Below are 14755 nucleotides of genomic sequence, written 5' to 3'. Positions count from 1 at the left end.
TTGTTGACCGAGCTTCCTTTAGGTATTCTATGACGATCTATTAGTCTCTGTATTAACAGAACTCACAAATTCCAAGATAACCGGACATCATCGATGCAAGAACAATACAACCCACAAGACATTGAACGTAAAGTTCAACAGCATTGGGACAACAATGAAACCTTTGTTGTAAGTGAAGACCCAAATAAAGAAAAATTCTACTGCCTGTCAATGTTCCCTTACCCAAGTGGACGACTGCACATGGGTCACGTACGTAACTACACGATCGGTGATGTGGTATCTCGTTTCCAACGCCTGCAAGGTAAAAACGTAATGCAACCAATTGGTTGGGATGCGTTTGGTCTGCCTGCAGAAAACGCTGCAGTTAAAAACAACACAGCTCCTGCGCCATGGACTTACGAAAACATCGAATACATGAAAAACCAGCTTAAACTGCTTGGTTTTGGCTACGACTGGAACCGTGAGTTCGCTACTTGTACTCCTGAGTACTACCGCTGGGAGCAAGAGTTCTTCACTAAGCTTTACGAAAAAGGCCTAGTGTACAAGAAGACCTCTTCGGTAAACTGGTGTCCAAATGACCAAACTGTTCTTGCAAACGAACAGGTGGAAGACGGCTGCTGCTGGCGCTGTGACACTCCGGTTGAGCAAAAAGAAATTCCACAGTGGTTCATCAAGATCACTGAGTACGCACAAGAGCTTCTTGATGACCTAGATAACCTTGAAGGTTGGCCAGACATGGTTAAGACCATGCAGCGCAACTGGATTGGTCGCTCTGAAGGTGTTGAACTGAAGTTTGCCGTTAACGGTCAACAAGATCTAGAAGTCTACACAACTCGTCCAGATACCCTAATGGGTGTGACTTACGTGGGTATTGCAGCAGGTCACCCTCTAGCGGCGATCGCAGCTGAGAACAACCCTGAGCTTGCAGCGTTCATCGAAGAGTGCAAAAACAACAAGGTTGCGGAAGCTGAGCTTGCGACAATGGAGAAGAAAGGTATGGCGACTGGCCTTACTGCTATTCATCCATTAAACGGTCGTGAGGTGCCAGTTTATGTGGCTAACTTCGTACTGATGGACTACGGCACAGGCGCGGTTATGGCGGTTCCTGGTCACGACCAACGCGACTTTGAGTTTGCGACTAAGTACGGTCTAGATATTCTTCCTGTCATTCAGCCTGCTGATGGCAGCGAGCTGAACATCTCTGAAGAAGCATACACTGAGAAAGGCGTACTGTTTAACTCTGGTGAGTTCGATGGTCTTGAATTCCAAGCGGCATTCGATGCGATCGCAGCAAAACTGGAAGCTGAAGGCAAAGGTCACAAGACGGTGAACTTCCGTCTACGCGATTGGGGTGTATCTCGTCAGCGTTACTGGGGCGCACCAATCCCAATGGTAACGACTGAAGATGGTGAAGTTCACCCAGTGCCTGCTGACCAACTACCGGTTATTCTTCCAGAAGACGTGGTTATGGACGGCGTGACTAGCCCAATCAAAGCCGACAAAGAGTGGGCGAAGACTACATTTAACGGCGAACCTGCACTTCGTGAAACGGACACGTTCGATACGTTTATGGAGTCTTCTTGGTACTACGCACGTTACTGCTCACCACAAGCTGACGACATCCTAGATCCAGAAAAAGCAAACTACTGGCTACCAGTAGACCAGTACATTGGTGGTATCGAGCACGCTTGTATGCACCTACTGTACTCTCGCTTCTTCCACAAACTGCTTCGTGACGCAGGTTATGTCACCTCTGACGAGCCGTTCAAGCAGCTACTATGTCAAGGCATGGTGCTAGCAGACGCGTTCTACTACGAGAACGATAAAGGCGGTAAAGAGTGGGTTGCACCGACTGACGTTGCTGTTGAGCGTGACGGTAAAGGTCGCATCACTTCGGCGAAAGACAACCAAGGCCGAGACGTTGAGCACTCAGGCATGATCAAGATGTCTAAGTCAAAGAACAACGGTATCGACCCTCAAGAGATGGTAGACAAGTACGGTGCAGACACAGTACGTCTATTCATGATGTTTGCATCACCTGCAGACATGACGCTTGAGTGGCAAGAGTCTGGCGTTGAAGGTGCTAACCGCTTCCTTAAACGTGTTTGGAAACTGGTTAATGAACACTCATCGAAAGGCGCAGCAGAAGCAGTCGACACAGCCGCGCTTTCTGGTGACCAAAAAGCACTTCGTCGCGACGTTCACAAGACTATCGCAAAAGTAACGGACGATATCGACCGTCGTCAAACGTTCAATACTGCTATCGCAGCCATCATGGAACTGATGAACAAGCTAGCGAAGGCTCCTCAAGAGTCAGCGCAAGATCGTGCGATTCTAGATGAAGCGCTAAAAGCAGTAGTGGCAATGCTTTACCCAATCACTCCACATATCTCATTTGAAATGTGGACTGCTCTGGGTGAGTCTGACATTGACAACGCAGTATGGCCAACGCATGACGAGAAAGCCCTTGTTGAAGACGAGAAGCTGATCGTTGTTCAAGTAAACGGCAAACTGCGCGCTAAGCTGACTGTGGCTGCTGACGCCTCTAAAGAGCAAGTAGAAGAGCTTGGTCTGAACGACGAGAACGTCACTAAGTTCACAGATGGTAAAACTGTTCGTAAAGTGATCTATGTACCAGGTAAACTACTGAATATTGTAGCGAACTAATCATCATCACTTTATGATATCAAGAGTCGCAGTTTACCACTGCGGCTCTTTTGTCCATTTTAAGCAAAGCCTTATTTAAGTGTCTGTTCAGGGACTTACATAAGCCTTTTCAATGAGAGTCTTCGGTAGCTATGTTTCGATTCAAACAAAAACTAACACAAGCCAGTTTTATCATTCTTCTCTCTTCTTTACTGACAGCGTGTGGATTCCAGTTGCGTGGAGAGTACTCGGTTCCTGAAGACATTACCGCTATTTCGGTCACCAGTTTTGACCAATACAGCAAGATCACTCGTCTTATCAAAGAGCAACTGCGTTTGAATCAGATTGATCTCGTTTCACCGAGCAAAGACGTGCCAAATATCCATATTACCGGTGAAACCATTACCGATCGCACCCTCTCGCTGTACCAAAACACGCGTGCTGCAGAAAAAGAAGTCGTCTACGAAGTTAACTACCGTGTGACCGTACCGAATCTCGGCTCTAAAGATTTTACCGCGACCATGACCCGCAGCTACCTTGATAACCCGCTATCTGCACTCGCGAAATCTGCCGAGCGTAAGCTTATCGAAGATGAGATGCGCGAATTTTCCGCGCAGCAAATGATGCGACAGATGGCTCGTCTGAAGACAGAAATCGAGGAGTACGAAGAACAGCAACTCCTTGAAGACACAAACACGCCAGCCGACGCTAAGTCATAATAGGTAGTTCGCTGTGAGAATATTTGCGGACAGGCTAGTTGAGCACTTAGCGAAACAGTGGCATCACTGCTTCATGCTATTTGGCAACGAACCACTATTCGTTCAAGAAAGTCGTGACAGCATTGTCAAACACGCCAAACAACTCGGTTTTGAGGAGCACCATCGCTTTAGTATCGATAATTCCTTAGATTGGAACGAGGTGTATGACTGCACCCAGGCGCTAAGCCTGTTTTCATCGAAGCAGATCATCGAACTCACGGTACCAGAATCGGGAATAAATGCGGGAACGGCAAAGCATCTTGCGGAAATAGCCCCCCAATTGCATGACGACATCGTGCTTATCATTACCGGAACAAAGCTCACAAGAGCACAAGAGTCCGCTAAGTGGTTTAAAGCACTCAATGCCTGCTTAGTTAGCTGTAACACACCCGATATCAAACAACTGCCGCAATGGGTGATGAGACGCTGTCGAGCCAACAATTTGGCACCAGACGGTGAAGCTGTGCAACTGCTTTGCCAGTGGCACGAGGGCAATCTTTTTGCCCTTTCTCAGAGTCTTGAGAAGCTAGGGCTACTCTACCCTGATGGGCAGCTCAATCTCATTCGAGTGCAAGAATCGTTAAGTCGACACAACCATTTTACCGTCTTCCACTGGGTTGATGCGCTGCTTGAAGGTAAGCCAAAGCGTGCGCACCGCATACTGACACAACTGGAATCTGAAGGCGTTGAGGCGACGATTTTGCTGCGTACCATCCAAAAAGAGCTGACGCAGCTTTCTAAGATGCAGCAGATGCTCAAGCAGTCATCGATTAGAGAAGTATTTGATAAGTTTAGAATTTGGCAAAACAAGAAGCCGCTGTATAGTGCGGCACTGAATCGCCTAACGCCTGAAAAGCTGCACCAAGCGATCCAACTGCTCACCGCCATCGAGATTAAAGTTAAAACCCAATATGAGCTGAGCCCTTGGCCTTACTTACAGCAGTTGACGCTTAACCTGAGTAGCGCTGACAACAGCTTGTCTTTACAACCATAAAATCGTGATATAATTAGCGATCGATTGAGTACACGTACTCCACTATTCAAAAAAACACTGAGGAATCTCTTTTGCAACGCGAAGAATTGAAACTGTTTCTAGCTGATAAAGCGGACGATATGAAAGCCCAAGACATTGTCACTATTGATGTTGAAGGTAAGTCCAGCGTCACAGACTTTATGATCGTCTGTACCGGCACCTCTAGAAGACACGTCATTTCAATTGCCGATCATGTTGCTTCAGAAGTGAAAAAAGTAGGACTTGAGCCTTTGGGCATCGATGGTGATACCGAGGGTGAATGGGTCGTGCTGGATATGGGCTCTACCATGCTGCATGTAATGCAAGAAGAGCACCGCGAGCTGTATCAACTAGAAAAGCTTTGGAGCTAGTGGTTTGAAACTACAACTGATCGCAGTCGGTACCAAAATGCCCAAATGGGTTGAGGAAGGCTTTCAAGAGTATCGCCGACGCTTCCCACACGACATGCCGCTCGAGCTCATCGAAATAACAGCAGGTAAGCGTGGCAAAAATGCGGATATCGCACGTATCCTCCAGAAAGAGGGCGAAGCGATGCTTGCCGCGGTTCCAAAAGGCAACCGCATTGTCACTTTGGATATCCCAGGTAAGAAATGGGATACACCCCAGCTTGCTGAGCAGCTTGAGAGTTGGAAGCTCGACGGTCGAGATGTTTCGATCTTAATTGGAGGCCCTGAGGGGCTAGCACCAGCATGTAAGGCCGCTGCAGACCAAAGTTGGTCTTTGTCTGCACTGACACTACCTCACCCGCTTGTGCGCATTGTAATGGCTGAAAGCTTATACCGAGCTTGGTCGATTACCGCTAACCATCCGTATCACAGAGAGTAATTTAGCGAGCGATGAAACGTAAACGCAGCCAGATACGGGATCATCAGGCCGAAGCGCGACTTTTCAAAAGTCGCGCCATTGTGGCTTTTGTTGCTATCGTTGCTATGGTGTTAGTGCTCGTCGCTAACCTCTACAACATCCAAGTCAACCAGTATCAAGACTATAAAACCCGCTCCAACGACAACCGCATAAAAGTCGTGCCTATCGCACCAAACCGTGGACTCATCTATGACCGAAACGGTATCTTGCTTGCAGAAAATCGTCCGGTTTTTAACTTAGAAATCACCCCAGAGAAAGTCAAAGACATGGATGCCACAATCCAAGCGCTGCGACAGTATCTGGATATTTCGCCTGAGCGTGAAGAAGCCTTCAACCGAGACCGCAAGCGAACTCGCCGCTTTAAGTCGATTCCGATACTGACGCAGTTGACGGAAGATCAAGTCGCCGTTTTTTCTGTGCATCAGCACAAATTCCCTGGTGTAGAGATTGCTGCCAATCTAAAACGTTTTTATCCGTATGGTGATGTCCTCACTCACGTGATTGGTTATGTATCTCGAATTAATGACCGAGACATGCGACGCCTCATCCGCGAAGAAAAAGATGCCAACTATCAGGCGACTCGTGATATCGGTAAATTGGGTATCGAGCGCTACTATGAGGATATTTTGCATGGCACGGCGGGCTATCAAGAAGTTGAGGTAAACAGCCGTGGTCGAGTGCTTCGCACGCTTAAGTTTGTGCCGCCCGTTCCGGGGAAAGATATTGTCCTTAACCTTGATATCGTACTCCAGTTAAAGGTACATAAACTGCTCGATGGTCGACGTGGATCGGCTATCATTCTTGACCCGAGTGATAACGGTGTACTGGCGATGGTGTCCAGCCCAAGTTATGACCCTAACGCTTTTGTAAACGGTATCTCGGGCAAAGGGTACCGAGCATTACTGGAAGACAAAAACCGCCCACTAGTAAACCGTGCGACACTAGGTATCTACCCACCAGCGTCAACCGTTAAACCATTCATTGCGGTCGGCGCACTTCAAGAAGGTGTGATTACTACCAAGACGACGCGTAATGATCCTGGTTACTGGCGCATTCCAAACTCGAAGACGCGCCCATTCCGTGACTGGCTGCGTTGGGGACATGGTAAGGTCGATATTCTAAAAGCGATCGAGGAGTCGGTTGATACCTTCTATTATCAAATTGCTTACGATATGGGCATTGATCGCCTATCCAAGTGGATGATGATGTTCGGCTTCGGTGACTACACGGGTATTGATATCTATGAAGAGAGCAAAGCCAACATGCCAACACGTGAGTGGAAAATGGCAAGACACCGCACCCCATGGTATCAAGGTGACACAATCCCTGTTGGTATCGGGCAAGGCTACTGGACTGCAACGCCAATGCAGATAGCGAAGGCAACATCTGTGCTCGTGAATCGCGGTGAAGTGCTCTCACCTCACCTGCTGCGCGCAACCATAGAAAATGGCGACAGCTTTGATCATCAAACATTGAGTGAAGTGGACTCTAGGCCGCCTATTTCGGGTGTACAAGAACGCTATTGGGATATCGCTCTAGAAGGCATGCGCCGCGTAAACCACGGTGTGAAAGGCACGGCTCGACGCGCTTTCGCCAATATGCCTTATCAAAGCGGTGGTAAATCGGGTACAGCGCAGGTATTTAGCTTGGCTGAAGACGAAGAATATAATGCCGAAGAGCTCGCTGAACACCTGAAAGACCACGCGTTGTTTACCGGCTTTGCCCCGTTTGAAAACCCTGAGGTCGTGGTCACCGTCGTGCTTGAGAACGCCGGTGGTGGTTCGAGTAACGGTGCGCCAGTGGCTCGACAACTGTTCGATTTGGCATTGGCAGAAAAGGAAGAGAGTGAAGAAGAATGAGATTTGATCCTTCCACCGGTCAAAGCCGAGTGATGTTTGAGCGCTTTCACATCGACCTCCCCCTTGTGCTTGGCGTTTTAGCCCTTATGGGATTTGGCTTAGTCGTCATGTACAGTGCCAGTGGGCAAAGTATGGCAATGATGGACAGACAGGCGATGCGCATGGTGCTGGCACTGGTTGTAATGGTCGTGCTAGCTCAAATTTCACCACGGACTTACGAAAGCCTGGCACCTCTGATGTTCTTTGCCGGCGTGTTACTTCTATTTGGGGTACTGTTTTTCGGTGAAGCCTCTAAAGGGGCGCAGCGCTGGCTAAACCTAGGGTTCGTTCGCTTTCAGCCTTCGGAGCTTCTCAAACTCGCCGTACCACTCATGGTCGCTCGCTACATAGGTAAGCGCTCACTACCAATTACATTCCAAACCTTGATCATTTCCCTGGTCATGGTGTTTGTCCCGACAGTTTTGATCGCTAAACAACCAGATTTGGGGACTTCTATCCTGATCGCTGCATCAGGCATCTTTGTTATCTTCTTGGCGGGTATCAGCTGGAAGATTATCTTTGGTGCTGCCATGGCTCTCGGCGCTTTTGTTCCTGTGCTGTGGTTCTTCCTCATGCGCGAATACCAAAAAGTTCGTGTAAGAACGCTGTTTGACCCTGAGTCTGATCCGCTTGGTGCTGGCTATCATATTATCCAAAGTAAGATCGCGATTGGCTCCGGTGGTATTGCCGGTAAAGGTTGGATGCAGGGAACTCAGTCTCAGTTAGAATTCCTACCAGAGCGCCATACCGACTTCATCTTTGCTGTGATTGCTGAAGAATGGGGAATGGTAGGCATTCTGATTCTTTTAGCACTTTACCTGTTTATTATTGGGCGCGGTTTGTATCTCGCCAGCTCTGCTCAAACTGCATTCGGTCGAATGATGGCTGGCAGTATCGTACTGAGCTTCTTCGTTTATGTTTTTGTAAATATTGGTATGGTGAGCGGTATATTACCGGTTGTTGGTGTACCATTGCCGCTCATTAGTTACGGTGGAACCTCCATGGTGACTCTGATGGCTGGTTTTGGCATCTTAATGTCCATACATACACACAGAAAAGCATTCTCAAAGGCGACTTAATGAACAAACGGAATTTTCAATGGCGTGCCCAACTCAACTGGCTTTGGCTAGCATTAGGTGTCGCCGTTCTTGCGGGATGCTCATCATCATCGGACAGTCGTTATGACATCCAAGATGATGTCGCACCTTCAACGCCAATTTCGGTCGACCATATTGAAGGGGCTCAGCCAAAGTATGAGCCATACAGTTTAGGTGGTAACAAGAACTACACGTTACGTGGCAAGAGCTATACCGTTATTAGAGATGCCGAGGGTTTCAAAGAGAGTGGCCAAGCATCTTGGTACGGTAAGAAGTTTCACGGTCACTTAACGTCAAATGGCGAAGTGTATGACATGTACTCCATGTCAGCGGCGCACAAAACCCTGCCATTGCCGAGCTACGTCAAAGTGAAAAACCTCGACAATGGCAAAGAGACGATTGTTCGTGTTAATGACCGCGGACCTTTCCATGATGGACGCATCATTGACTTAAGCTATGCCGCGGCGAGCAAACTCGACGTAATTAAAACGGGCACGGCAAACGTTGAAATTGAAGTTATCATCGTCGAAAAACCGTCGAGTCAGCATAAACTCGACCAACATCCGGAATACACGATCCAAGTGGCAGCATCGCCACACAAAGATCGCATCGATGAATTGTCAAAGCAGTTGGCAGAAAAGCTATCCGTCGAGACCTTCTTAACTCCTGTGAACAGTAACTACCGCTTGATGTTAGGTCCGTTTAAAGACTACAAGCAGACGCAGGACGTGCTAGAACAGGTGCAAAAGATTGGTTATCCCTCAGCTTTCGTCAAAAAACTGTAAGCATCATTGACATAAATAACTGTTGTTACTTAGTGTAAGCTATCTAGTTTGTAGCAAACATTCTGTTACTATACGAACTATTACTAAAACGCATTCGAAATGAATAAGAATAAGTCTTCTATGAAATTTGTAACCACTATTGCTCTTTCCGCAACTTTGGCAGCCACTTCTGCTACTGCGGCACCTGTTGTCATGCCTGATGCGCCTCAAATCGCAGCCAAAGGCTTTGTTTTGATGGACTACAACTCTGGTAAAGTTCTAGCTGAGAAAGAGATGAACACCCAGCTTCATCCAGCTAGCCTGACAAAAATGATGACTAGCTACGTCATCGGTCAAGAGCTTAAGCGTGGTAATATTACGCCACAAGATGAAGTAACTATCAGCAAGAATGCTTGGGCTAAGAACTTCCCAGATTCATCTAAGATGTTCATCGAAGTCGGCACAAAAGTCACAGTTGATGAGCTTAACAAAGGCATCATCATTCAATCGGGTAACGATGCTTGTGTCGCAATGGCAGAGCACATTGCGGGCTCAGAAGACGCGTTCGTTGACCTAATGAACGCGTGGGCGAAGTCTATTGGCATGACCAACTCACACTTTGCTAACGTACACGGTCTAGACAATCCAAACCTGTATTCAACACCGTATGACATGGCTTTGCTTGGCCGCGCACTTATCAAAGATGTGCCTGACGAGTACCGTGTCTACTCTGAGAAGAAATTTACCTACAACGGCATCACCCAATACAACCGTAACGGTCTACTTTGGGACAAGAGCATGAACGTTGATGGCATCAAAACCGGTCACACAAGCAAAGCGGGTTACAGCCTAGTGAGCTCTGCGACTGAAGGTAAGATGCGTCTTGTCGCAGTTGTGATGGGCACTAAAAGCGCGAACGCTCGTAAATCGGAAAGCAAAAAGCTTCTGAGCTACGGCTTCCGCTTCTTCGAAACGGTAAACCCACACAAAGCAGACGAAACCTTCGTTGAAGAGAAAGTGTGGATGGGTGACAAAGACGCAGTCGCACTTGGCGTCGACCAAGATACTTATGTCACGCTGCCACGCGGCCAAGCGAAAAACCTAAAAGCCAGCTTCGTACTTGAAAAACAGCTAGAAGCACCAATATCTAAAGGCGATGTAGTTGGTAAGCTATACTATCAACTAGAAGGCGAAGACGTAGCTGAATACCCGCTGCTTGCTCTTGAAGATGTTCAAGAAGGCAGCCTGTTCAGCCGCTTGTGGGATTACATCGTATTACTTTTCAAGAGCTTTTTCTAAGCCTTAGCGTTTAACGCAAAAGTAATCGAGTCATCGTAAAGCCGCTTAAAGCGGCTTTACTTTTTCATTGGCTTGAGATCGTCCACGTAAGGCATTACTATTCGCACCGTTATAAAGAATTGGTATTTTTTGGAGTCCCTATTATGTTGACCATCAACTCTGATGCAAAACTCAAAGACCTACTAGAGTTCCCTTGCTCTTTTACCTTCAAAGTGATGGGTTACGCAAAACCAGAACTTCCTGAAAAAGTGTTGGAAGTGATCCAACGCCACGCGCCAGGGGACTACAGCCCAACCATTAAGCCAAGTGCGAAAGGCAACTACCATGCTGTATCTATCAACATCACAGCAACCTCAATCGAGCAGGTAGAGACCCTTTATAAAGAACTTGGTGAGATCGACATTGTTCGCATGGTTCTGTAAAAATTTGAAACTTTAAATTTTTTTTGAAAGCAGCTTAGGCTGCTTTCTTTTTATTTATCAATAAGATAAAAAATCCGCATCATACATTGGTTAAGAATTCGTTATTTATTGGTAGTTCAAAACCATCAACATGTTTATAATGCGAATACTTTATTAAGTGGCAGCGAGGTGACTGGTGGAAAATCAGCTAGTTGTAAGGAAGCTTGGGCGAAAAGACTATGAACCTGTCTGGAAAGCCATGCATGATTTCACTGACAATCGAACAGACGACACACGAGACGAAGTGTGGTTAGTGGAACACAACCCGGTCTTTACTCAGGGACAAGCAGGTAAAGAAGAGCACCTACTCAATACTGGTGATATCCCCGTCATTCAAAGCGATCGCGGCGGTCAGGTAACCTACCATGGTCCTGGTCAACTCGTGGTCTACTTTCTTATCAACTTACGTCGTAAAAAGCTTGGCGTTCGCGAGCTGGTTACGCACATCGAAAACCTCGTTATCAAGACACTTAACGCGTATGATATTGAGTCAGCAGCACGACCGGATGCCCCTGGAGTGTATGTCGATGGTAAAAAAGTCTGTTCGCTCGGTCTGCGTATCCGTAAAGGGTGCTCATTCCACGGATTGGCACTCAACATAAATATGGATCTCTCCCCTTTCCTTCGTATCAACCCTTGTGGCTATGCTGGGATGGAAATGGTTCAAGTGAGCCAGCTGGGTGGTCCTAAAGAGGTCTCGACTGTCGAAGACCAAATGATCAAAGCACTATTAGAAATACTTGATTACGAGCAAGTAGAATTCAGCGAAGAAGCATAAGACGATGAGCAAACCTATCCAAATGGAAAAAGGCGTCAAATACCGTGACGCTGACAAGATGGCACTGATTCCCGTAAAGAACATGCCTACCGAGCAAAAAGAAATCCTTCGTAAACCTGAATGGATGAAGATCAAGCTGCCAGCGGACAGCCAGCGTATTCAAGACATCAAGTCTGCAATGCGCAAAAACGATCTTCACTCGGTATGTGAGGAAGCATCATGCCCTAACCTGGCTGAATGTTTTAACCACGGTACGGCAACCTTTATGATCCTTGGTGCTATCTGTACTCGTCGTTGTCCTTTCTGCGACGTGGCTCATGGCCGCCCAAATGCGCCTGAAGCGGGTGAGCCGCAAAAGCTTGCTCAAACCATCAAAGATATGAAGCTTAAATACGTGGTGGTGACCTCTGTTGACCGTGACGACCTCCGTGATGGTGGCGCTCAGCACTTTGCAGACTGTAACCGTGAAATCCGCGCACTTAACCCAGAGATCCGCATCGAGACCTTGGTACCTGATTTCCGCGGCCGTATGGATGTAGCGCTTGAAGCACTAAAGGATAACCCGCCAGACGTGTTTAACCACAACCTAGAGACAGCGCCTCGCCTATATCGCAAAGCGCGTCCGGGTGCGAACTACAAATGGTCACTGCAACTTCTTCAGAAATTTAAAGAGATGCATCCAGACGTACCAACCAAGTCTGGCTTGATGATGGGTCTGGGTGAAACTAAAGAAGAGATCGTTGAAGTACTCAAAGATCTTCGAGCTCACGGCGTTACCATGCTAACTCTTGGACAGTACCTAGCGCCAAGTCGTCACCATTTGCCCGTAGAGCGTTATGTGCCACCATCTGAGTTTGATGAGCTAAAAGAGATTGCCCTTGAGCTTGGCTTTACCCATGCTGCGTGTGGTCCATTTGTTCGCTCGTCTTACCATGCAGACTTGCAAGCAAAAGGCGAAGAAGTGAAATAGCTTTATCCTTTTGAAGGAACATTGCTTCTTTGAAGTAACATAGCCTTTTTCGGAACAAGAGACACGGGTTCGCTGTTGAAGCAATCCGTGTTTTTTTTGAGAAAAATATGCAACATGACAATCTCATACTCGCATTTTTGCTATTTTTAGGTAGGCTTAAAGAAAAAGTTTCACCCAATCAAGGATGTAGCATGAAGTTATTGAAAATTGGCTTGCCGATTCTAGCGGCAACAGTGATCGCAGGTTGTGCGCAAAACACTCAGCAAGACAACTATTTAGAAGCGTCATTCGAGCTATGTAACACTGAAGTGAACCTATACTCGGTCAGCGACGATGGTCGCGTTCGTATCGTTTGTAAGGACGGTGCTAAGTTCGCCCTTAACAGCGAGAAAACATTGGATATCATGCGTGATATCAACATTGATTACTGTAATGGCGAAGGCTTAGGTCAGTTTAGTGAGAGCCGTAAGTATTACTCATTCCGATGCAAATCAGGCACGTTGCTTAACATCAATAAGTAATACCCCGTGACCTTCAAGTTTCAGGCACTAAAAAAGCGAGCATTTAGCTCGCTTTTTTCTTTGCGTTTCAACAGTAGAGAACTACGCGTAAACAGGTAGGCGCTTACAGATCTCTAGTACCTTCGCTTTCGTTGCTTCGATTACTGATGCATCGTTGATGTTGTCTAGAACGTCACACATCCAGTTAGCAAGCTCAGTCGCATCCGCTTCAGTGAAGCCACGGCGAGTAATCGCAGGTGAACCAACACGGATACCAGACGTTACGAATGGGCTACGCGGGTCATTTGGTACTGAGTTCTTGTTCACAGTGATGTTTGCTGCGCCTAGCGCTGCATCCGCTTCTTTACCTGTAATGTCTTTGTCGATTAGGTCAACTAGGAACAGGTGGTTCTCAGTGCCGTTAGAGACGATCTTGTAACCGCGCTCTTGGAACTGTGCAACCATCGCTTTTGCATTCTTAACAACGCGTGCTTGGTACTCTTTGAACTCTGGCTCCATCGCTTCTTTGAACGCTACAGCTTTACCAGCGATAACGTGCATTAGAGGACCACCCTGACCACCAGGGAATACAGCAGAGTTCAGTTTCTTGTACATGTCTTCGCCTGCATTAGACAGGATAAGACCACCGCGAGGACCTGCTAGAGTCTTGTGCGTTGTTGTTGTTACCACGTGAGCGTGTGGCACTGGCGTTGGGTAAACACCTGCAGCGATAAGACCCGCTACGTGCGCCATATCAACGAATAGGTAAGCATCAACCTTGTCTGCGATTTCACGCATGCGGGCCCAGTCTACGATTTGGCTGTATGCAGAGAAACCACCGATGATCATCTTAGGCTTGTGCTCAACAGCAAGCTGTTCCATCTCGTCGTAGTTGATTTGGCCAGCTTCGTCGATACCGTAAGGGATAACGTTGTAGTGCTTACCAGAGAAGTTTACTGGTGAACCGTGAGTCAGGTGACCACCGTGCGCTAGGCTCATACCTAGAACTGTGTCGCCTGGGTTAAGTAGCGCCATGTATACTGCGCTGTTCGCTTGAGAACCAGAGTGCGGCTGAACGTTCGCGTACTCACAACCAAATAGCTCACAAGCACGATCAATCGCTAGTGCTTCCGCTTTATCAACATACTCACAACCACCGTAGTAGCGCTTACCTGGGTAGCCTTCAGCATACTTGTTGGTTAGCTGAGAGCCTTGCGCTTCCATTACGCGAGGGCTAGTGTAGTTTTCCGAAGCGATAAGCTCGATGTGCTCTTCTTGACGTAGTGTCTCTTCTTGAATTGCTGCAAATAGCTCCGCATCGTAATCAGCGATGTTCATATCACGCTTAAGCATCTGTATCTCCTGACTCAGATTGTTCTGAAAGTTTCAAAAAAACCACTCAATGACCAAAAGCAAACGTTTTCGTCACCACATTTGATGACTTGCATCATACATAATTTGATCTAGGTCATAAAGAGAAAATTGGAAATTTCTCATGCAGTTTTTTCATAGTGAACCTTAGGCTTCATCATATCCGCCGATAAATCGGCGTTATCACGGGCACTAAGTGTCAATAATTCAATTTACACAGTGTAAAAATTGAATTACATAGGTTTACCGTAAATTTCCCCTTCAAGCTACCGAAAACATCAACTTTTCAATAATATTGCGCCGTTTATTGATTAGA

General features: G+C 47.1%; 14 protein-coding genes. 13 read left to right on the top strand and 1 reads right to left on the bottom strand.

Annotated features, from left to right (window positions below):
• The first annotated feature begins 93 nt into the window (after positions 1–93).
• From leuS to AC6I8U_RS03490, 13 genes are all read left to right on the top strand, one after another.
• Entirely contained in the window at positions 94–2667 is a 2574-nt protein-coding gene (leuS, locus tag AC6I8U_RS03550) for a leucine--tRNA ligase (RefSeq protein WP_498017766.1), read from the top strand.
• Positions 2668–2798: 131 nt separating this feature from the next.
• Positions 2799–3365 (top strand): LPS-assembly lipoprotein LptE, encoded by a 567-nt coding sequence (locus tag AC6I8U_RS03545; protein ID WP_234495306.1) that lies wholly within the window; start codon positions 2799–2801, stop codon positions 3363–3365.
• A 13-nt stretch (positions 3366–3378) separates the two neighbouring features.
• Positions 3379–4398, top strand: coding sequence for a DNA polymerase III subunit delta (gene holA, locus AC6I8U_RS03540; RefSeq protein WP_498017765.1), 1020 nt, complete (start codon positions 3379–3381; stop codon positions 4396–4398).
• A gap of 71 nt (positions 4399–4469) precedes the next feature.
• Positions 4470–4787 carry a ribosome silencing factor gene (rsfS, locus tag AC6I8U_RS03535; RefSeq protein WP_042473714.1) on the top strand — a complete coding sequence of 106 codons (318 nt, stop codon included), beginning with the start codon at positions 4470–4472 and terminating at the stop codon, positions 4785–4787.
• 4 nt (positions 4788–4791) lie between these two features.
• Positions 4792–5262 (top strand): 23S rRNA (pseudouridine(1915)-N(3))-methyltransferase RlmH, encoded by a 471-nt coding sequence (rlmH, locus tag AC6I8U_RS03530; protein WP_042473711.1) that lies wholly within the window; start codon positions 4792–4794, stop codon positions 5260–5262.
• 11 nt (positions 5263–5273) lie between these two features.
• A complete protein-coding gene (gene mrdA / locus AC6I8U_RS03525) occupies positions 5274–7160 on the top strand; it encodes a penicillin-binding protein 2 (protein ID WP_498017764.1) in 1887 nt (628 codons plus the stop codon).
• Complete coding sequence (rodA, locus tag AC6I8U_RS03520) at positions 7157–8278, top strand: rod shape-determining protein RodA (protein WP_234495303.1); 1122 nt, start codon at positions 7157–7159, stop codon at positions 8276–8278. Before mrdA ends, rodA begins: the two co-directional genes overlap by 4 nt.
• A complete protein-coding gene (locus AC6I8U_RS03515; RefSeq protein WP_498017763.1) occupies positions 8278–9081 on the top strand; it encodes a septal ring lytic transglycosylase RlpA family protein in 804 nt (267 codons plus the stop codon). The genes rodA and AC6I8U_RS03515 overlap by 1 nt, the downstream gene beginning before the upstream one ends.
• Positions 9082–9180: 99 nt before the next feature.
• On the top strand, positions 9181–10359 hold the full coding sequence (locus AC6I8U_RS03510) for a serine hydrolase (protein WP_498017762.1): 1179 nt from the start codon (positions 9181–9183) through the stop codon (positions 10357–10359).
• Positions 10360–10502: 143 nt separating this feature from the next.
• On the top strand, positions 10503–10781 hold the full coding sequence (ybeD, locus tag AC6I8U_RS03505; RefSeq protein WP_042473702.1) for a DUF493 family protein YbeD: 279 nt from the start codon (positions 10503–10505) through the stop codon (positions 10779–10781).
• Between the two features lie 175 nt (positions 10782–10956).
• Complete coding sequence (gene lipB / locus AC6I8U_RS03500) at positions 10957–11598, top strand: lipoyl(octanoyl) transferase LipB (protein WP_498017761.1); 642 nt, start codon at positions 10957–10959, stop codon at positions 11596–11598.
• Positions 11599–11602: 4 nt separating this feature from the next.
• Entirely contained in the window at positions 11603–12568 is a 966-nt protein-coding gene (gene lipA / locus AC6I8U_RS03495; protein WP_446567887.1) for a lipoyl synthase, read from the top strand.
• Between the two features lie 191 nt (positions 12569–12759).
• Entirely contained in the window at positions 12760–13089 is a 330-nt protein-coding gene (locus AC6I8U_RS03490) for a hypothetical protein (RefSeq protein WP_042496692.1), read from the top strand.
• Between the two features lie 81 nt (positions 13090–13170).
• On the opposite strand, the gene glyA is transcribed toward AC6I8U_RS03490, so the two are convergent.
• Positions 13171–14421 (bottom strand): serine hydroxymethyltransferase, encoded by a 1251-nt coding sequence (gene glyA, locus AC6I8U_RS03485; RefSeq protein WP_042496689.1) that lies wholly within the window; start codon positions 14419–14421, stop codon positions 13171–13173.
• Positions 14422–14755 lie beyond the last annotated feature (334 nt).

Source organism: Vibrio sp. KUL80 (genome assembly GCF_059725495.1).
The sequence above is the reverse complement of the archived record's forward strand: the minus strand, read 5'-3'. Positions and strand labels throughout refer to the sequence as shown.